The organism is Thermosporothrix sp. COM3 (genome assembly GCF_059696735.1).
The window spans coordinates 3,167,389-3,188,366 of the sequence record NZ_AP019376.1; the positions used below are offsets into that span (position 1 = coordinate 3,167,389).

13 protein-coding genes are annotated in these 20,978 nt (G+C 50.5%); all 13 read right to left on the minus strand.

Annotated elements, in window-relative coordinates:
* Window positions 1-92: 92 nt before the first annotated feature.
* Window positions 93-2,687 carry a winged helix-turn-helix domain-containing protein gene (locus KTH_RS13720; protein ID WP_497619392.1) on the minus strand — a complete coding sequence of 865 codons (2,595 nt, stop codon included), beginning with the start codon at window positions 2,685-2,687 and terminating at the stop codon, window positions 93-95.
* Window positions 2,688-3,498: 811 nt separating this feature from the next.
* The gene (locus KTH_RS13725) at window positions 3,499-5,973 is read right to left on the minus strand and encodes a type I polyketide synthase (protein ID WP_111324062.1); all 2,475 of its coding nucleotides are present in this window, start codon (window positions 5,971-5,973) and stop codon (window positions 3,499-3,501) included.
* Between the two features lie 35 nt (window positions 5,974-6,008).
* A complete protein-coding gene (locus KTH_RS13730; protein ID WP_111324063.1) occupies window positions 6,009-9,377 on the minus strand; it encodes a non-ribosomal peptide synthetase in 3,369 nt (1,122 codons plus the stop codon).
* 21 nt (window positions 9,378-9,398) lie between these two features.
* The gene (locus KTH_RS13735) at window positions 9,399-9,611 is read right to left on the minus strand and encodes an MbtH family protein (protein WP_497619395.1); all 213 of its coding nucleotides are present in this window, start codon (window positions 9,609-9,611) and stop codon (window positions 9,399-9,401) included.
* Window positions 9,604-11,418 (minus strand): fatty acyl-AMP ligase, encoded by a 1,815-nt coding sequence (locus KTH_RS13740; protein WP_497619397.1) that lies wholly within the window; start codon window positions 11,416-11,418, stop codon window positions 9,604-9,606. Before KTH_RS13740 ends, KTH_RS13735 begins: the two co-directional genes overlap by 8 nt.
* A gap of 140 nt (window positions 11,419-11,558) precedes the next feature.
* Entirely contained in the window at window positions 11,559-12,320 is a 762-nt protein-coding gene (locus tag KTH_RS13745; RefSeq protein ID WP_111324066.1) for a thioesterase II family protein, read from the minus strand.
* Between the two features lie 3 nt (window positions 12,321-12,323).
* Window positions 12,324-15,725 (minus strand): non-ribosomal peptide synthetase, encoded by a 3,402-nt coding sequence (locus tag KTH_RS13750; RefSeq protein WP_111324067.1) that lies wholly within the window; start codon window positions 15,723-15,725, stop codon window positions 12,324-12,326.
* A gap of 43 nt (window positions 15,726-15,768) precedes the next feature.
* Window positions 15,769-16,557, minus strand: coding sequence for an ABC transporter permease (locus KTH_RS13755; RefSeq protein WP_111324068.1), 789 nt, complete (start codon window positions 16,555-16,557; stop codon window positions 15,769-15,771).
* Window positions 16,526-17,530 carry an ABC transporter ATP-binding protein gene (locus KTH_RS13760; RefSeq protein WP_111324069.1) on the minus strand — a complete coding sequence of 335 codons (1,005 nt, stop codon included), beginning with the start codon at window positions 17,528-17,530 and terminating at the stop codon, window positions 16,526-16,528. Before KTH_RS13760 ends, KTH_RS13755 begins: the two co-directional genes overlap by 32 nt.
* Before the next feature lie 65 nt (window positions 17,531-17,595).
* Window positions 17,596-18,654 (minus strand): HAD-IIIC family phosphatase, encoded by a 1,059-nt coding sequence (locus tag KTH_RS13765; protein ID WP_111324070.1) that lies wholly within the window; start codon window positions 18,652-18,654, stop codon window positions 17,596-17,598.
* Between the two features lie 18 nt (window positions 18,655-18,672).
* On the minus strand, window positions 18,673-19,809 hold the full coding sequence (locus KTH_RS13770; RefSeq protein ID WP_111324071.1) for an acyl-CoA dehydrogenase family protein: 1,137 nt from the start codon (window positions 19,807-19,809) through the stop codon (window positions 18,673-18,675).
* Between the two features lie 16 nt (window positions 19,810-19,825).
* Window positions 19,826-20,077 carry an acyl carrier protein gene (locus tag KTH_RS13775; protein WP_111324072.1) on the minus strand — a complete coding sequence of 84 codons (252 nt, stop codon included), beginning with the start codon at window positions 20,075-20,077 and terminating at the stop codon, window positions 19,826-19,828.
* A 20-nt stretch (window positions 20,078-20,097) separates the two neighbouring features.
* Window positions 20,098-20,955 (minus strand): 3-hydroxyacyl-CoA dehydrogenase family protein, encoded by an 858-nt coding sequence (locus KTH_RS13780; protein ID WP_111324073.1) that lies wholly within the window; start codon window positions 20,953-20,955, stop codon window positions 20,098-20,100.
* Between the last annotated feature and the right edge of the window lie 23 nt (window positions 20,956-20,978).

Genomic DNA, 20,978 nt, shown 5'->3' on the forward strand with positions numbered 1-20,978 from the left:
CTCACGTCCCGAACATATTCTGATGCCCTGGCATAAAGAGGGAGGGATATACCTTACGCCCTGGCATCAGTATGAAAGTGCAAAGCTATTGTTTAGAGCTCGGCTTCTTGAACTTTGAGGGCAAGCTGGATGCGGTTATGTACCTGAAGTTTTCCGTAGATATTCTTCATGTGCCAGCGGACCGTGCACACCTCCAGACACATCTTTCGGGCAATCTCCGAATTTGAGTACCCCTGAATGGCTAATTTTACCACTTCCTGTTCTTTCGGCGTTAGTTGCTCAATAGATGTCTTTTCTTGAAAGGCCTTCCCGCTCTCGTGTTGTGCTGGTATAGATTGTTTGTCAGCCTTGAAGGCATCGAGAATATTAAGTGCATAGTCGAGTGGAAAGGCGGGCCAATCTGGTTGAGGTGTCTTGTTTCTCAGATCAAGAACCTTTACTAATAGATCATACATGGCTTGTTCCTGAGCCAGGAAGGGTTGAATAAAATAGTCTGAAGCGCCATCAGCGAGCGCCTGACAGAGTGCCTGCCCTGCTTGCATGCTATCTCGCTTGCCCTCATATGCCAGTGCCTGAAGCAGGCGAAGTTCCAGCACTATTGCTCGGCGGTTGGCTGCCTGGGCCTGCTCAAGGAGTGGGGCCAATATGTTGAGAGCCCGATCATACTCTTTCTGTTGAAGGAAGAAGCGAATATCAACCATTTGATCCAGTTCATAAAGAAAACTGGTTGGCACCTTTGAAAGAATAAACTGAGTAAGTTGGGCCCCACCTTCTGGTTTAAAGCGTTTCTGGAAAATGCGGAGGCTGAGCGGGGTATAGAAATGCAGGCTATACTTATGCACATATTGCTCTGCCTGGTAGATAATCTCCTGCGCCTCTTTCTCCTGTCCCTGTTCCAGCCGGAAAAGGGCGAGCGTGAGCATGCCATCAATCATTGCTGGCCCTGCCAGACCGATTCCGTCCCAACGGCTACAGAGTTCAAGGCCCTTTGTCAGGTAGTGGATAGATAACTCTTTGTTGTTCCAATACCGATAGATGTTGCCAATGCCGAGCCAGAGCATTCCTGTAGCAAGCAAGGATTCTTCTGTCGCGTTAGGGGAAAGCTGTTCTATGATTTGAAGGGCCTGTTGAAGCAGCTCCATGCCCTGATGGAGGTAGCCACGAATGATATAGAGTTTTGCCTGAACCCAGGCGCTGGTGCAAGCGAAGGGGAGTGAACCGGCAGCAAGATTATCCCGATATGCCTGTTCAAAATAGGGAATTGCTTCTGCCTCTTTCCCTGTGAGCCAGACAGTAACCCCTGCTACCATGACAACCTGCACACGCATCGGGAAATCGGCGACGGGAAGATGCTTGAGGGCATATGAGGCCGACTCTATCGCATCATGAATCCTGCCTTGAATATTGGCGAGGTAACAATGCACCGCCGCGCTGGCAGCCTGCCAGTATGCTTCATCAATCTTCTCATTTCTGTTCGGTGAAGAGGCAGACTGCGGCGCCGCGGAGAGTTTGACGGAGCGTAAATATTTTTCGACATTGGATGTATACCCTCGAAAAATCATCGACCAAATATAGACGAGGCAAAGCAGTGGATGCGCCAGAATATATTCATCGGGAATCGCAATCAGCCAGTTGAGCAGTAAGAGAAAGTGTCCCTGCGTGAGCAGATGTGAGGCAACCTGACCGAGAAGGGCGATTGCGCGTTCAAAATCGCTGGCTGCCAGTGCATGTTCTATCGCAGAGGGATACTCTCCTTGAAGTTCAAACCATATGCTGGCGCGGTAATGGAGTTCAGGGAGTATGTCCGGAGAAGTCCGGGTAAGCAGGTGATAAAGGAAATCTCGGAAACAGCGATGATACCGATACCAGCCTTCTTCTCCGTCAATCGGGATCAGAAAAAGGCCGGTTTTTTCCAGTGTATCCAGGATTGCATAACCATCGTTCTCGTCGATAACTGCTGCACAAAGCGATGGGTTGAGACGATCCAGGATAGAGGTTTGCATCAAAATAGTTTGTATGGTTGTAGATTGTTGATGGAAGGTCTCGGCAGTAAGATAGTCAAGTATGTAGTGATGGTTACCTGAGAAGGAATGAATTAACCGATCTATGCCCTCTCCTTCCTGTTTCCTCAGAGCATAGGCCGCCAGTTGTAGCGCGGTGATCCAGCCCTCAGTGCGTTGATTTAGCGTTGCGACCTGCTCATCTGAAAGAGAGACCTGCATCTTCTCTTTCAGGAATTGGGATGCCTCTGAAAGTTGAAAGCGAAGCTCCTTGTCACCAAGCTCTATGAGGCGAGCTTGAGCACGCAGACGAGCCAGAGGGAAGGGCGGCGGTGTTCGTCCGGCAATCACAAAATGAACGTTTGCGGGTGCGTACTCCAGCAAGAAGAGGATCGCTTTATGAATGGCTGTAGAGGTGATACAGTGATACTGATCGAGGATAAGCACAAAATCGTACGGAATCGAGATGGTGATCTCATTGAGCAAGTAGGAAAGATTGGTCTCTGAAAGCGCTTCATGCGGTGATGGAGGAAGGAGGTGGTTGAAGTCTTCTACCAGATGGACACATTGAAGGGCAAAGAGCAGGTAGGCAAAGAAATGTTTTGGATCATTGTCACGCTCGTCCAGCGAAAGCCATGCATATGGAAGAGCTGTCTCCGGAGGATCTGCACACCATTCACTGAGCAACGTTGTTTTTCCAAAACCTGGTGAAGAGGTAAGGAGGGTCAGTTTATATTGTGTGATGTTGTGATTAAGGGTTGAAACGAGAAAAGGTCGAGAAACATGCTTTAGCGGTAAAGATGGAGGACGAATCTTTGTCAAAAGAGGCTGAAAAGGAATGAGGGAGGAGAAATAATTCTGTTGGGCCGGATTGTTTGAGTGCCTCAGATGCTTGATAGAAGGTGTTCGAGAGGCATCTTGCATGGTCATAAGCTCCTTCTATAAATGCTTCCCCATACATCTGGAAATAAGAGAGCACATATGTATATGGAGGTGTTGCGGTCTCTATACATATTGCTTCTTCGCATTTGTGGAAAACTATACCGTTTTACTGAAAAAAACAGAACCGTAGAGAAAGAATTTGAGAAATGCTTCAATGGACATTCTAAGGGCCTGGAATGTGTTTCTTTCTCTATGTGGAATTTCAGCGTAGCACAGAAAAACAATGAAGTCAAGACTGGAATGCTCTTTTTATTTCGAGTGTTCAGCATAAGAATATGGTTATGAAATCAGTATATATAAAATCTGTACGGTGCTTCATGTAATCGTTTAGCGAACTTTTGTAGAATGGATCTCATAGAAAAGGAAACAGGTTTATCACACCCTTTTTTGATTCTGGATAGAGACGGGCACAGCTCCTTTGTGAAGATGCTACCTGTGCCCGTAACAGAGAGAAAAGCCCCGATCAGAAAAGCCTGGCCGGGGCTCTTTTTCTCTGGCGTGTACTGTCTTGTGAGCAGGCATGCTGGCTATCCTTTCTCTTTCTACTGCTTGCCTGCTAGTATTCTTCCAGCCAGAACCGTTCACGATGCCAGGGATATTTAGGGAGCTGGATATCTCTCCTCCCTTTAAAAAATCTTTTCCAGTCGGCTGAGCATCCAGAGAGATAAAGATATCTCAAAAGATGGAGCGTGTTGAGCCGTTGGTCTTCTTTTGTCAATGGCCAGTACAACAAATGCCCGGTTTTCATATGCGCTTTCAAACTATTTTGAAGTATGGATGAGAGCTGAGAATGCGTCCCCGAACCTACTTCTATAAAGACAGAATAGTTGAGTGCGACGAGTTCATTTATAGTGCCAAGCAACTCCTCTGGACTATGAGTGTGCTCGCTATGCGGCTGCTCAACTGCGATTGTATTCCACGTATCAAAAGCGGTTGTGTCAGATGGATGCACCATATCCTGAACAGGTGTTTCCGTTGTAACATGATAAGGTGCTACCAGGGACTGAAACGCATCTTTTTGAGATACCCCATTGGTAGCATTTTTGACTAGACCAGAGGAAGAAGAGGAGCGAAGGAGCTCAGGCATGTGAGACGTGCGTCTTTTCCCTGCAAAGGCAAGAAAGAGCCCATCTTCTAGCTGTAACTCCCCTGTAGCATAGCTTGCAGCCAGCTCTCCAACTCCATACCCAATAGTCATTTCAAGCGGGATGCCCCAGGAGTGCCAGAGAGCGATAAAGGCCGCTTGGGAAACAAAAGTGACAACGCGTTTCATGCTGGCACTCCATACAGGATACTTCTTTCTGTTGGTTGAAAGCAGGTCCAGCAGGGACCAGTTTGTGTATTTGCGCAGGTGGGCATGGCACCGGGTGCATATATCCCAACAGATAGGGTCCTGCTCTAACGAATTGAATACCTGGAAATCTGCATCGCTTTCCCCGAACACGAAAACCGGAGGTAAGCGCGCGGTCTTGATGTAGACTCCCTCTTTATCCTCATTGAGGGTTTGAAGCTGCGCAATGGCATCATCTTTAGAGCTGGCTATCAGGGCAATGCGGTACGGCATATGTTTGCGACCCAGGCCGGCTGAAGTGCAGATATCATCAAGTGAGATGCTCTGGTTTTGCCTGACCGATTGAAGGAAAGCACTATAGTGATCTATCAGCATATGCAGGGTGTGCTTGTTGTGGGCAGAGAGTAAGAGGAGCGAATGGCGAGGAGTTTCCGCTGTTGGAGCAGTGTTACCCGCGGGTGGTGTGCGTAAAACCACATGAACATTGGTGCCTGTGATGCCAAATGAGTTGACCGCTGCATAGAGGCATTCTTCTTCGGACGGAAGTTTTTCAAAATGGCGCTGTATTTTGAGTGGCAAGCCATGCCAGGGAATGCGCTCAGAAGGTGTTTGATGATGGAGGCTGGCAGGAATAGCCCGATGTTTCAGGCAAAGAGCAACTTTAATCAGGCCTGCTAACCCTGAAGTGGCTTCAGTATGCCCGATGTTTGTCTTAACTGATCCGATACGACAGTGATTATCTGGTGCTCTTCCTTCTCGGAGCACGGTGCCGAGCGCATGAAGTTCCGCATAATCGCCTGCTTTGGTGCCGGTGCCATGTGCTTCAACATAGCAGACTTGTCCCGGAGAGATGCCTGCTACCCGATAGGCCGTGCGAAGAAGGCTAATCTGTCCCTCCAGACTGGGAGCAACGAGTGACCCGCTTTCTTGCCCGTCATTGTTGATCGAACTTCCCTGAATAACCGCGTAAATCGTATTTTGTTCCTCGATTGCCCGGGATAACCGCTTGAGCAGAACGACTGCAACGCCTTCACTTCGTACATATCCGTTTGCCTGCGTATCACCAAATTTGCAGCGATGGTCTGGTGAAAGCATTTTTGAGCGTGCATATCCCAGCGTAATATATGGTTGGAGGATGAGGTTCGCGCCTCCAACGAGAGCCAATGAGCATTCACCTGCCCGTAAGCTCTGACAGGCAAGATGAAGTGCAACCAGAGAGGAAGAACAGGCTGTATCCACTGTCATACTGGGGCCGCGTGCATCCAGGACATATGAAAGGCGTCCCGAAGCGGCGTAGTGACTTCCTCCTGTGGTCATATAGAGATTTACTGGCTGATGGGTATTGTACATATAGGTCTCATAGTCATTTGTCCAGAGGCCAACAAATACCCCGGTCTGGGCTTTCAGTTCCTCATCAAGCACCTGATTGGCATCTTCGAGCGCTTCCCATGCGACTTCCATCAGGAGACGTTGCTGTGGGTCAATATACCTTGCCTCCTTTGGTGCAATATCAAAGAAAGAAGCCGCAAATCTATCAATATCGGTTAAATAGCCGCCCTGGCGTGTTAGAAGTTTTCTTTGCGCCTCTGTGGCATGGGCCGGGAGCATCTGGGCAAGCCGATCCTGCGGGATATCCTCAATGATATCTTGTTCCTCTTTGAGTAATGTCCAGAGATCTTCCGGTGAATTAGCGTTACCGGGGAAACGGCAGCCGATTCCAACAATGGCAATAGGTTCCAAGAGCCTTCTCCTTTTTCTCTTTGCGTCGCTATGCCCTATACGTCGTCGCTGAATGCTTCATCGGGCATATTGAGCACCTGCAAAACAATCTCAGCAGTCTTCTCGATCCGCTTGCGCCGGGTGGAGTCCTGTAACATTGTTTGCGCCAGTCCGGCGATCGTTGGAGCCTCAAAGAGCCAGCGCAGGGGAAAATCGAGCTCGAATATTTCTCCTATGCGTGCCATTGCCTGAGCTGCCAGCAACGAATGTCCCCCGAGCTCAAAGAAGCTCTTGTTCCGGGCAATCTGCTCTTTTTCGAGAACCTCGCACCAGATAAGCTGTATCACCTCTTCCAGTGGGGTACGCGGCTGTTCAATCTGCTCCTGCGGCAGAGGTGTCTCCCGGCTAAGCGCAAGGAGAGCGTGACGATCTATTTTCCCATTTTTATTGAGGGGAATCGTTGGAAGTATGCTAAAGAATGAAGGAACCATATAGTCTGGCAGACGCCCTTGCAGAAAATGGGAGAACTCGGTAGGCTCTGGCGCTACCAGATGTTTTTCACAGGTGATAAAAGCCACAAGCTGTTGCTGACCAGAGGGATCTTCTTGAGCGAGAACAACGCATTGGCGTACGACAGGATGTTGATGGAGCACTGCTTCAATTTCTCCCGGTTCTATGCGATATCCTCGAATCTTCACCTGTGTATCGACTCTTCCATAATATTCGAGTGTCCCATCAGGGAGCCAGCGGGCAAGATCGCCTGTTTTGTAGAGCCGTTCTCCTCCCCTGATACTGAAAGGGTCGGGAAGGAATGCTTCGGCTGTTTGTCCTGGACTGTTCAAATATCCCCTGCCAACACCATCACCTCCTATATAGAGCTCACCAATAATCCCGTCTGGAACGAGTTCGCCCGCCTGATTGAGGATATAGAGCCGTGTATTGGCAACTGGCGCGCCTATTGGTGTGACTGTTCTCTGCTCATGAAGCGGCGCAGTAATCGGGTAGTGGGTCACATCATCGGCGCACTCGGTTGGGCCATAGGCGTTGAGCATAGGGAGAGAAGGGTAACGGGCAAACCAGTGCCGAACCAGATCAGGAGCCAGCGCTTCTCCGGTCAGAATCAACCAGCGTAGCGCTGAGAGATCGAGAGAAGGATCTATGAAACGCAGTGCTGTGTGTAGCAGTGCTGGAACAATTTCGAGAATGGTTATTCGCTGTTGGGCTATCTGTCGGAAGAGTTCGACCGGATTATGTGTTACTTCATCAGAGAAGATTTCAACGCTGGCACCCACAAGGAGAGGTGCTAGCATTTGCCAGACAGAGATATCGAAGCATTGGGATGCTGTTTGGGCTACACGGTCGGTTGGCTTGAGCTCAAGGTCACGAATCTTGGCAAAGAGATGATTGATCATGGCTCTCTGCTCGATCATCACGCCCTTTGGCCGGCCAGTTGAACCTGACGTATAGATGACATAGGCAAGTTGCTTCGGTTCGCTCTGAGGTTGAGAGCTGCTCGGTGGTGGAGCCTGTTGAAGAAGGGCGTCAATATTGTGTATTGGTACGGCGTACTGCTGGAGAGATGGGAGCTGCTCAGAGGTGGTAAGCACCAATTGGGAGGCGCTCTGTTGAAGGATGTACGCCAGGCGCTCCCCAGGATAGGACGGTTCAAGGGGAAGGTATGCTCCTCCTGCTTTAAAGATGGCAAGTATGGCGGTGAGCAGTTTCCAGCCACGTTCAGCAATCAGCGTCACCAGCCTGTCTGGTCCTACCCCGGCCTGACGCAAGAAGCGGGCGAGGTGCTCCGCTCGCTGGTTCAGCTCCTGGTAGGTCAGATGCACGTCTCCGTCTCGAATGGCAAGCGCCTCCGGGGTTCGACGTACCTGCTCTTCAAACAGGGCATGGTAACAGCGATCAGCAGGATAAGCCGTTTCGGTTCTGTTTCGTGTCGTAAGGATATGTTTCTCTTCAGCAGAAAGCAAGGAAAGCCGGGATAGTGATAGATCTGGATATTCCGTTATCTGCTGTAGGAGGTGCTGGTAATGGCCTACTATTTGCCTGATCGTGCGCTCATCGAAAAGATCTGTGCTGTATTCCATGTATCCCATAAGGCCTTGCGGGGTTTCCTGTATATCCAGTTCCAGGTCAAACTTGGCTGTCTGGTTATCCAGCCCTTGAGGTATAAAGGTCAGGCCTGGCGGATCTTTTCGAGCTACAGGTCCATTTTGGAGCAAGAACATCACCTGAAAGAGCGGGTTATGGCTCAAATTGCGTTCAGGGCAGAGTTCAGCCACGATTTTCTCGAACGGGACATCCTGGTGTGAGAAGGCTTCCAGCACCATCGTCCGAGTATCCCGTACGACTTCTCGAAAGCTACACTGGCTGTCCAGGATGGTACGCAGGGGCAGCGTATTGGTAAACAGACCTGCCAGTTTCTCAAGTTCTGGCCTGGTTCTCCCGGCTACCGATGTGCCAATAATAATATCGTCCTGGCGGGTATACTGAGAGAGTAAAATGCTAAATGCGGCAAAGAGCGTCATGAAGAGGGTGACATGCTCCTCCCGATTGAAACGCTGCAAGCGCCTGTACAGTTCGAGTGGATAGGTGAAATAGGTACGTTTGCCTCGATTACTCCGTATTGCCGATCGTGGTCTGTCCGTTGGAAGATCCAATGTAGGGAGAGGACCATCTAATAGCTGCTTCCAGTAGGAAAGTTGTTGCTCAATTTTGCTGTCGGTCAGTGTTTGCTGTTGCCAGAAAGCATAATCCGCATACTGGATGTCCGGGATGGGAAGGGGTGAGTGCTGGCCACTTTGCAGAGCGGGATAGATCGTCAGTAGTTCATCAAGGAAAAGTTGCAACGTCCATGCATCGCAGATGGTGTGATGCATGATCAGGAGAAAATAATGCTCGGTCTCGGATAGTTTGAAGAGTGCTACTCGCCATAGCGGGCTTTTCGTAAGGTCAAAAGGTGTGCGAATTTCTGTCGTAATAAGCTGTTCAAGCTGTGCGGTCTGAAGCGTTTCAGGGAGGTCACACAGATCGACTTCCCGCAAGCAGAGATCCGCCCGGGCATGAATAACCTGCTGTACCTGCCTGTCTTTTGCAACAAGTGAAGTGCGTAGGATCTCGTGGCGGTGCTGAATTTCGCCCAACGTCTTTTTGAGGGCTGCAATATCGAGCTGCCCCTTGATACGCATTGCTGTAAATTCGTTGTAGGTTGCACTGTCTGCTTCGAGCTGGAGAAGAAACCAGAGCCGCTGCTGAGCAAAGGAAGCAGGAATAGCTTCCCCCTTCGGTCTGATGGGGATGCCAGCATACCGCGCCTCCTGGGGGTGAGAAGTACCGTGGAGACGCCTGGTCAGTAATGCGGCTTGCTTCTCGTTCAGGTTTGCTCGTTTCTTTGCTAATTCGTCTTTGATTGACACGCTGCCCTCTCTGTTTGTCTGTTATTGTGCTTGTTGTGACATTTTTTGGCGCAAGCTCAGAGGCCTCATATCGGTCCAGACTTCTTTGACATAGGTCAGGCATTCATCTTTCGTTCCCTGTTTGCCTGTATCCCGCCATCCGCGAGGGATCTCTAATGTGGTGGGCCAGATGGAATACTGCTCTTCATGGTTGACGACAACTCTATAGGTCTCTGTGCCGAACGTTTCATCCATAGATATTCTCCTTCTTCTTTTCTTGCTGCTTCAGGCCACTCCAGAGAGAGAGGCTACCATCCAGAAACTTGGCCCGGCAGGCGCTCCGCTGGATTTTGCCACTCGATGTCTTCTGAATTCCCCCTACTTTGAGTAAGCCAATATGGGCGACCTGTACGTCATGTTCCAGGGCGACTGCTTCTCGAATCCGCTTCTGAATCGTGCTCGGTTGCATCAACTTTTCCTGCTCAGGTTCACCCTCTTTGGCTTGATAGCGGTGATCGACTTCGGCCACAATAACCAGTTGCTCCTGATTGTCCTCCTCAATAGAAAAGGCTGCACAGGTGCCCAGGCGTATAGCGGGATGTGCATTTTCAACAGTTACTTCGATATCTTGAGGGTAAAAATTGCGTCCGCGGATGATGATGACATCTTTCAGGCGTCCGACGAGAAAGAGTTCGCCGTCCTGGAGAAAGCCAAGATCGCCTGTGCGGAGGAAGGGACCTTCGTTGTTCTCTGTCAGGTAGGCATGGAAGGTTGTTTCGGTCTCTGTCGGACGTTGCCAGTAGCCATGCGCATTGCTCGGGCCCGCAACCCAGATTTCCCCGACGATCCCGTCAGGACAGGTTGTTCTCGTTTCAGGGTGAACAATCCGAACTTTTTGCCCATCAAGCACACGACCGCAGCTCACTGCTCTATGGATATTGCTGCTTGTTGGCTCAACTTCCACGATTTGCCGCTGTTCAAACTTTGACTTATTCACTGTTTTGGTAGAGCTGATTGCTTGTGCGGAGATACTGGAAACGACCAGGGTCGCTTCAGCCAACCCGTAAGCGGGAGCAAAAGCAGAACGACGGAAGCCATAGGGCGCAAAGACCCGCAAGAAGTTCTCCAATGTATCGTGATGGATCGGTTCCGCGCCGTTCATTGCCACGCGCCAATTGGATAAGTCCAGCCCTGCGCGTGATTCCGGTGTACTTCTTCTGGCACAGAGTTCATAGCCAAAGTTGGGGGCAAAGCTGTGCGTTGCGTGATAGCGAGATATCGTCTGAAGCCAGCGCATGGGGCGTTGTAGAAAGGAGGCAGGAGCCATCAGGTAAACTCTGGAGCCGAGATAGAAGGGGAGCAGTATTCCGGCAATCAGGCCCATATCATGAAAGATAGGGAGCCAGGAGACGTAGCAGCCGGGTTCATCCGGGATATGCCAGAGATTGGCCTGACCCTTCAGATTATGCAGCAGGTTTCCATGACTGACCATAACGCCTTTTGGAGCCGAGGTAGAGCCAGATGTATATTGGAGAAACGCCAGTGTCCTGGCTTCTATGTCGAGCTCTTTCCAGCTCCCGGCGGCCTGTATGGAGATATCGTCTGTTGTCAACCATTGGAGATGTTCCAGTGCAGGAACACCCGCGAACCAGCGTTTCACATTTGCTTTAATCTGGGTTGTCGTGAGGATGATAGTTGCCTCACTGTCCTGTACGATAGCTTGAATTCGAGGAACAAAGCGTTCCGAATGCGGAGGGTAGGCAGGTATTGCCAGGACCCTGGCATAGAGGCAGGCAAAGAAGGCAGTAATATAGGGAAGCCCTGACGGATATAGCAGGATTGCTGATTTTCCAGAGAGGCCCAATGCCTGAAGGTGTGCTGCAATTGCCCTCGCCTGCGCATCTATATGTCGATACGTAATGTCGTCATTCTTTTCGTCTGCTTTAAAGTTCATAAAGGTACAGGCGATGTCATCGGGTTGTACTGTCGCTCGCCAGCGCATCAGTGCTACCAGATTTGTAATGTCTGTATTCGGGAACGCCTGTCTTTCTGGTGTGTACATTTTTTCTTTTCCCTTCGTTGCAGCAATTTAGCAGGTGAGCACGGTGCTATTGCCTCTTTCCCAGTATAGAAAGGAAACGCACCGGCTGTCATGTATCAAAGTGTGTATTTTCCTTGCTCCTTGAAGCCCATTCCGTTTTTCTATATATGTAGTCGATTCAATATCGGGATAAGCGCTTGAGTTATGCTCTGCAACAGTGCAGCCCTGTTGTCCTGAAGGAAGAAATGGGTGCCGGGGAGCATATGGAGTTCAAAGGTATTGCTTGTATACATACGCCACAGCAGAAGCTCCTGACGGCTGACTTTAGGATCATGTTCGCCGCCAAACGCAATCACAGGACAGGTGAGCGCAGGTCCATTCTTATGCTGATAGGTTTCAAACAGGGTAAAATCTGCGCGAATGGATGGCAATAGCAGAGACATGAGCTCACTGTTTTGCAGGACGCTCTCCGGTGTTCCCTGATAGGTGCGGAGCTGCTCGATTAGCTCCGCATCTGAGAGACGATGGAGAAAAGAATGCCTGGGAGGAAGATGCGGAGCCCGGTGAGCGGAAACAAAGAGACATTCCGGTGCCCCGGGTAGCTGTTTGGCCAGAAGAAAGCAGATCAATGCGCCCAGACTATGGCCAAAAAAGGCGTATGGGTCTTGCAGATAGGGGGATAATGCTGCTTCCAGGGAGGTGATCAGGGTCTGCATATTGGTAATAGGAGGCTCTCGCAGGCGATTCTCCCGGCCCGGGAGCTGAATGGCGCACACCTCGATCTCGGGAGGTAGCATACGTTCCCACCCATAGAATGTAGATGCGCTGCCACCAGCATAAGAAAAACAGAACAGCCGTAAATAGGCATGCGGGTTCGGCTTGAGGCAGTGAAGCCACTTTGTATTCTGGGTGCTGGTTCTCATAGATTATGGAATCCTCTCTTTATGCTCTTGCAGGAAGCCTGTCACTTCTTCATCGGAGAGGCATGAGACCTTCAGGAAGAGCTCTGCGATCGCTTTCATCCGTCCGTACTCCTGACATTCCTGCTCAATTACCCGGCTGAGTTGTGCTACCGTTGGATGCTCTATCAACCAGAGTAGTGGAAGCTCTACCTCAAAGGTTTCATAGATGCCGGTCATGAGAAGTGGGAGTTGTGAAGGCTGCCCGCCCAGATCGAAGAAGTTGTCATGGATGCCGACCTGCTCGGTTCCCAGGACCTGCCGCCAGAGAGTAAGCAGGACCTGTTCCAGTGCCGTGAGGGGCAGGTCAACCTGTGAAGGGGTCGGGAGCGCTCGATAGTCGATTTTTCCATTCTCGTTCAATGGGAGAGCTTCCAGAAAGATAAAGAAAGCGGGGAGCATATACGATGGTAAGCGCTGGCGCAGGAATTGGCGAAGCTGCTCGGGCTCGGGTTGCCATCCCTGAGCAGGGATAATGTAGGCGACGAGGCATTTATTCCCGGGTTCATCTTCTCTGAGCGTCAGCACACTCTGTCGGACCGAGGGGTGTTGGGAAAGAATGGCCTCAATTTCACCTGGCTCGATACGATACCCGCGTAATTTTATCTGAGCATCAAGGCGCCCCAGGTATTCAAGGGTTCCATTGGCCTGCCATCGGACTCTATCCCCGGTTTTATACAGGCGGGCACCTTCCCGGTGACTGAATGGATCGGGCAAAAAGACTTCGGCTGTCCGTGCCGGATTATTCAAGTAGCCACGTCCGACACCAATGCCGCCGACATACAATTCTCCGCTGACACCAACGGGAACTGGCTCTAGCTGTGGGGTAAGGACGTAGAGCTGTGTATTGGCAATCGGGCGTCCAATGGGTGTATACATGGTTGAGGTTGCTACAGGTTCAGTCAGTCCGATTGTTGCGACATCATCGGAACATTCAGTAGGTCCATATGCATTGAGGAGGGGAATGTGAGGGTAGTGTTCAAACCAGGAACGGGTCAATGCGGGGGGCAGCGCTTCACCTGTCAGCAGCAACCAGCGTAATGATGGCAGAGATGGGAACTGTTTCGGTCCTTGCCGTTGCCACACGTCCAGCGCTATTTCAAGCAGGGAAGGAACAAGTTCCAGCAGCGTGATCTGATTCTGTTGAACCCGCTCAAACAGGGTATGTGGATCGCGTAAAAGCGAGTCCTCAAAAATGTGAACCTGAGCCCCGACCAGCAGCGGCGCGAGGAATTGCCAGATAGAGATGTCAAAACAGTGCGAGGCCGTTTGGGCTACTCTATCTGTCTCTGTTATGTGGAGATCCGTAATCTTCGAGTAGAGATGATTGATCATTCCCTGCTGCGTTAGCATGGCTCCTTTAGGCTGGCCTGTTGAGCCAGAGGTATAGATCACATAGGCCAATTGCTCACCCGTGGTTTGAGCCGAGGGAGCTCTGCCTGATGGGGCGGTGGAAAGAAGCGCTTCTATATCCAGTATGGTCATTGCCTGTTTTTCACGCTGTACCGCTTCAAGCTGCGGGAACAACTCGGGCGTGGTGAGGACATACTGACTGTTTTCAAGAAGGAGAGCAAGCCTGCTGGCTGGAGCATGTGGGTCGAGTGGAAGATAAGCTCCTCCCGCCTTGAAGATTGCCAGGAGCGCGGCGAGAAACTTCCAGCTTCGGGCTGCCAGAAGAGCTACAATGACCTCTGTTCCGACACCGCAGGCCCGCAAATGATGGGCAAGGATAGTGGCCCGGCTATTCAGTTCCGCATAAGTGACGCGTATCTCTCCATCCATAACAGCCAGGGCGGAAGGTGTTTTTGCAACCTGAGCTTCAAATAACTGGATGAAGCCAGTGTGATACGGATATGGCCGGGTGGTACTGTTCCAGGTTGAAAGCAATCGCTCCCTTTCGGGCTCGGAGAGCAGGGGGAGCGAGGCAATATGCTGAGAGCTGCTTGTTGCCATGAGAGAGAGCACGCGGGAGAAGTGATTGCACAAAGTGGCGATAAAATCGGCGTCAAAAAGATCCGTTGTATATTCCAGATAGCCGGATATCCCCTGTGGGCCTTCCCGAAGGTTTAGCATAAGGTCGAATTTGGCTGTTGTATGTTCCAGCTCCTCAAGGGGCGTAATCTGAACATGCTCGATTCCATTATGTACAGGGGGAACATTTTGGAGCACAAGCATGGTCTGAAAAATGGGGGTGTGGCTTGTACTGCGCCCGGGTTGCAGGTATTCAACCAGGCGTTCAAAGGCGATATCCTGATGAGCATAGGCTTCGAGCGCAACGTTCCGAGTTCTCCTTATCAATTCCTGGCAGCTCGGGTTGCCATGCAGATCAAGTCTGAGCGCGAGGGTATTTGCAAACAACCCGATGATAGGCTCAAACTCAGGACGAGTTCGTCCAGCGATAAGGGTACCTATAATGATCTCTTCCTGATGCGTATATCGGTACAGCGTGAGCGCAAAGGCCGCCAGCAGGATCATAAAGAGAGTTGCCCCTTCCTGGCGGCTGAATGCCTGTAGTTGCCGGTACAAAGCGTATGGAAGAGTGATAGGATAGCGGCTCCCGCTGGTTGATTGTATGGCGGGTCGGAGTCGTGTGGTGGGTAACTCAAGCACAGGAAGAGGGCCACCAAGCTGTTTTTTCCAGTAGGCGAGCTGCTGTTGAAACCGCTTATCCTGTTCAAAGGCTTGCTGTTGCCAGTGAGCAAAGTCGGTATATTGAATGGTCAGTGGTGATAGCTGGCATACCTTCCCCTGCCGAAACGTCTCATACAGGTGAAGGAACTCGCGGTTAAACAGAGCAATAGACCATGCATCACAGATGCTATGATGCAGTACCGTTAGCAAGATATAGTCTTCCAGGTCCAGACGAATCAGTGTTGTGCGCCAGAGGACACCATCTGTCAGAGAGAAAAGCCGCTGAGACTCATTACTGATGTATGCATACGCGGCGGACTCTCGTTCTTCACGGGTTGATTGCTCACAGGAGAGTAGATGAAAGGGAAAAGGTGCTTGCTCTTCGGAGAAGACAACCAGTTGAATATGCTCGATATCAAGTTGAAAATGGCTGCGTAGCATCTCATGTCGATGCTGCATAGTGCGCAGGGCGTGGGCGACTATGGCTTCATCGAGGGGGCCCTGAAAACGAAGGGCTATATGCTCATTGTATGCTGGCGATTTCGGGTCCAATTGTTGCAGGAACCAGATACGTTTCTGGGCAGAAGAGGCGCTGACGATGGGAGAGGGAGGCCGTTTCGGTATGGCTTCTCTCTGAGGGCCAGGGCTCTCTTCTCTTTTCAAGCGCTTTTGCAGTGAGGCTTGTTGAGAGAGCGATAACTGTTGTTTGCGTTTTGCAAGTTCATCGCGTAGTGACATAAGTAGCTCTGCTTCCTTCTCTGTGGAGACTCAAGTTCATGCGTTAATATTGGCCTAAGGAGCCATTACGTCTGGCAATAGCGTCGCAGCAGAAGAAGATAATGCTCCCGAGAATGATATAAGCGACAGAATTGATCAGGAGAGCGATCAGACTTCCATCTCCCCAGACTGCTGCAAGCGTCTTATTATTGAGCATGACTGAGCGCAATACAATAATGCCCTGTGTGATTGGAAGGGTATTGGCGATCGCTGCCAGCCAATCGGGGAAGAGCGCAACCGGTAGTAATGCGCCTGTGAGAAAGAGCATCAGATTCTGGGTGAGGTCGGCCAGAGCATCGATTTGTTTGAACACAAGCGCGGCCCCGCTGATCGCAAGAGAGAAGCCAAATAGCCCGCTCAGGGTGAGCAGCAGAACAGGGATGCCCTCCCAGTGAAAGTTGTACTGGATATGAAAGACAACAACAATGCCACAGAGCGGTATGATAAACATAATGGTGGCTACGACCAGGATCGCAAGCATGCGTCCGATCATCAAGATAGCTGGTGGAACCGGGCTCATATATGTCTGTTCTAACGTACCGGCCTGAGCCTCCCCAATCAGTTCAGAGCCAGTGCTTAAAATCATGATACGAGCATAGAACCAGATGACATACCCGAGTAATGTGTTCGCCAGTTGCGGTGCCTCCAGACGACCGCCCCCAACAAAAAAGCTGATCCCGATGTAGAGTAAAACAATTTCCAGCACCTGCATACAAACGTTAAACTTATAGCTCCATAAAAGGATCAGGCGCCGATGAATCTCATTGTAGAGCGCTTGTAAGATGATGCTCATGCGTGTCCCCTTTCCTGGCACCGTCAATCAGATCAATAAAGATGTCTTCCAGATTTGGTTCTTCACGGCTCATCGAAAGCACGTTCAAGTTAAGCTGAATAAGGCGTGCAAGGGTCTCCTGAAGCATGGTTTGATTTTCGAGTCTACCTGAGAGAATCGTATTTTCGTCCTCGGTTTCAATTGTGAAAGCGGGGAAATCCTGTCTCTGCTGACTGGTAAGGGTTCCCTTGATTTTTATACTGTAGAATTCTCCGGGGCCAAGTTTATCAAGCAGTACATCGAGTGGCTGATCTGCCAGGATGCTCCCTTTCTGTATAATCGCAATACGGTGACAGAGCGCCTGAGCAATATCGAGCTGGTGGGTGGTGAGGACAATCGTTTTGCCGCGTTCATGTGCCAGTTTCCATATCCACTCTTTCACCACACGGGCCGCTTCAATATCCAGTCCAAGCGTGGGTTCGTCAAGTAAGATAACGGGCGGATCTGCGATCAGTGCGCAGGCAATGGCGACCTTTTGCTGCATTCCACGGGAGAACTCACGTATTTCGGTGTGGCGACGATCCCATAAGTCCAGGTCATGCAGCAGTTCAGTGCCGCGTTGTTTGATCTCCCGAGGATAGCATCCTTTCAGGCGCCCAAAGTAAAGAAGATTTTGCCATGCAGAAAGTCTCCAGTGGATGTTACGGGTTCCTTCAAGCACGGCACCGATCTGGCGCATTGCGTTCCAGCGTTCGCGAATGACGTCGTAACCATTGACATAGATGTGTCCGGTCGTTGGACGAATCAAGCCGCAGATCATTTTAATGGTGGTTGTTTTTCCTGCCCCATTTGGGCCAAGAAAGCCGAAGATTTGTCCGGCGGGAACAGTCAAATTCAGTGGCCTGACCGCGTTGATCTCCTGCTTTTTGCCTTTGTAATAGGTCTTGCTGATCTGCTCAATTATGATAGCCGGTTTGTTTGGTGTTGTCTCCATACGGCTCCTCTTCTTCTGATGGCATAGTATGAAAGAGAGAATCCCCCACACTATGCCGGCTTCTGCTATTCAACGCGAACAGTTGCGTAGTCCGGAAATGCCTGGATATGAGAAAGGTCATTTTCTAGCAAGACCATGTCGCCATTACGCTCCCGCTCCCGAAATCCGCCGAATTTATAGGTGACATACATCATACGGTTACGCTCAGTAACCAGAAAATCGGCCAGTAAGTGAACACCTGCCTTCCTGGCCTCCTGCATGATATAACTCATCAAGATAGTGCCGACGCCCCTGGACATAACGCGGCATGACATTAACAGAAGCTTGATCGTCCAGGCATGTTGCTGGCAGTGAATCAGGGCCAGACCGATCTTTCCATAGGTCCCGTACTTATCCTGTAACTCTGCAACCAGCAGGAGATGATCGGGAGAGAGGCGGAACTGATTCAGCTCATCGTAAGAATAGGTGCGCCCTGTCGTATTCAGTTGGTGAGTTCGGACCGTTAATTCCTCTGCACGCTGTAAATCAGCTTCACGAGCCCGAGAGATGGTAAAAACCATATTCAGGGTTGCAAGAAATTCCTCATTCGTTCCCGTGAACTCCTTTTCCGCTTCTTTCCTCAGAATGTCGCTTTGATACATCTGTCTGCGTCTCTGAGAATCCTCTGTAATAAAGCGGGGCTTCATCGCGGGCAGATCGGGAATAGTGGAGAGGCAGGCACTATCAATGCAGAGCACTTCTGGTAAAGAGAACGCCACTTCCTCTCTCTCAAAGGGCTGATCATCGACAAACGCGAGTGTGTCAAGGCCGATATTGAGCGCGGAGGCAATCGCTTTCAATGAAGATGACTTTGCATCCCAATGAATCTGAGGATAAAGGAAGTACTGACTGATGCCAAGCTCCTCTAATTTTTGCATTGCGGTCGTATGGTCATTCTTGCTGGCGATAGAGTGCAATATTCCCCGGCTATCAAGTATTTTTATAACCTCAAGGGCCTCGGGACGCAGAGAAATAGCGCCATCCTCAAGGAGAACGTTATCCCAGAGAGTATTATCAAGATCCCAGACAACGCATTTAATGGTTTGCTGCTTTCTTTTTTGTATGCTTGCATCCTGTTTCAACATCACGAAATCCTTTCGCCGCTACCTATGCTGCTGGTAGCTGTACTGGGCAATATGTATCTGCTGTATCTGATTGCTTCCTTCAATGATCTCCATAATTTTAGCATCTCGCAGATAGCGTTGCACTGGATATTCGTTGCTACAACCCAGTGCGCCATGTATCTGCACTGCATCATTTGCTGCCTTGACCGCTGCTGTTGAGGCAAAATATTTGGCAATAAACGTTTCCATCAACGTTGTGGGATCGCCAATATCTTTGAGGTAGCCTGCATGACGGCAGAGGAGACGGGCCGCGCTGACATTTGTCTGCATGTTTGTAATCATTTCTCTGATAAGCTGGTGTTCTTTGAGGAAGGCCCCGTACTGTTTGCGGGTGTGGACGAAACGGAGGCTTGCATCCAGCGCCGCTTGCGCGATTCCAACACTCCCGCAGGCAACACTATATCGCCCGATGTCCAGCGCGGAAGTGGCAACAGAGGCCAGACCGAACCCCGTGCCTCCGATAAGGTTTTCTGCCGGGATCCGGCAATTCTGAAGGTGCAGCTCTGCCAGCATAGAGCCTCTGGTACCGAGCATGCCGCGAATAGGAATGATCGAGAGACCTGGCGTGTCACGTTCTACCAGGAAAGCCGAAACCTTGCCCTCGACCTGTGCGAACAGAAGAAAGACATCAGCGATTTGTCCGTACGTGATCCACTTTTTCTGCCCTTGCAGCCGGTAGGAACCGCCCTGTAACGTTGCGGTGGTTTCGATGCTTTTGGCATCGCTGCCCGCATGAGGTTCGCTCAGAGCAAAAGCTCCAAGACGCGCACCGGAGGCCAGGAGGGGGAGCCACCTGGCTTTCAGGTGTGCCTTCCCCCATTTCTGGATTGCATAGGAGACCATACTATGCACAGTTAACAGGCTTCGAAGTGAGGAACAGCCATAGCCGACTTCTTCATGCAGAATGCCTGAAGTGATCATATCCATTGCGGTGCCGCCCCATTCCTCTGCAAGGAATGTTCCGAAAAAGCCTTGTTGTGCCATCTTGCTGATCAACTCTCGTGGAGTATACTCCTCCTGATCGATGCGATCGGCGTGCGGGAGAATCTCTGTGCGAACAAATGCTTTAAAGCGAGCCTGAGCGCTTTGTTGTTGATCTGTAAGGGTGGTCTGCATGCTGCTCTCAGCCTTTCTACATGGCGAGGTGTGACGTTGTTTTGCGCTCAATCAGTTGGGCCATAGCATCAATGGAACGGAAATTATTAATATCAAGATCGTCATCCTCGATCGTAACGCGGAATTCCGACTCGATAAAAAGCACAAGCTGCATCGCGAAGAGCGAATTGACAAAGCCCAGAGCAAAAATGTCATCGCTATCCTTGAGATCTGCATGCTGAAAGAACTTTGCAAGAAATGCTCGAATTTTTGCGCGTGTTGCTTCCATGTGGTTCCTCTCCTGTACATTTATTTATAGGTGTAAAAGCCCTGACCGTTTTTTCGTCCATATAGCCCTGCATCAACCATCTTTTTTAAAAGCGGGCAGGGGCGATATTTGCTATCGTTGAAACTTTCATAGAGCACTTCTACTGAGTACAGAATGGTATCGAGGCCGATGAGATCCGCAGTTTCCAGTGGCCCCATTGTGTGCCCAAAACATTCCTTGAAGACCCTGTCTACATCCTCTGCACTGGCCACCTGGTCCTGTAGCAGGTAGATCGCTTCATTTATGGTCAGCATCAGGACGCGGTTTGAGACAAAGCCAGGCATATCCTGTACCTGCACCCACTTTTTCCCCATAGCGGTCAGGAGTTGACCCGCGCTGGTGAGAGCTTCTTCTGAGGTGTGGAAGCCGCGAATCATTTCTACCGTTGGCTTCATCGGGACGGGATTCATAAAGTGAATGCCAAGTACATTGCCAGGCCGTCTGGTCGCCGAGGCGATCCGGGTGATCGAGATCGCGGATGTGTTTGCGGCAAAGATACAGTGTGCAGGACAGACAGTGTCAAGCTGTTCGTAAATGGGCTTTTTGACTTCCCATTTCTCGGTTGCGTTTTCGATCACGAAATCAGCATCTTGAAGCGGGGTGTATTCAGTCGTAAAGGTAATTCTATCAATGATGGTTGCAGTATCTTCTTTTGCCCCGGCACCTCGTTTGAGAAGCTGTGCGAGGCGGATATTGTGAAAGATCTCCTTTCTTGCTTGCTGCAAGATATCTGTTGAGAGGTCGAGGAGCAAAACGTGCAACCCTGCTTGTGCAAGGTTCTGGGCGACACCGGTGCCCATGACTCCGGCCCCTATAACGCCAACGGTACGAATGTGCATGGTTGTTTCCTCCAGACGTTTCA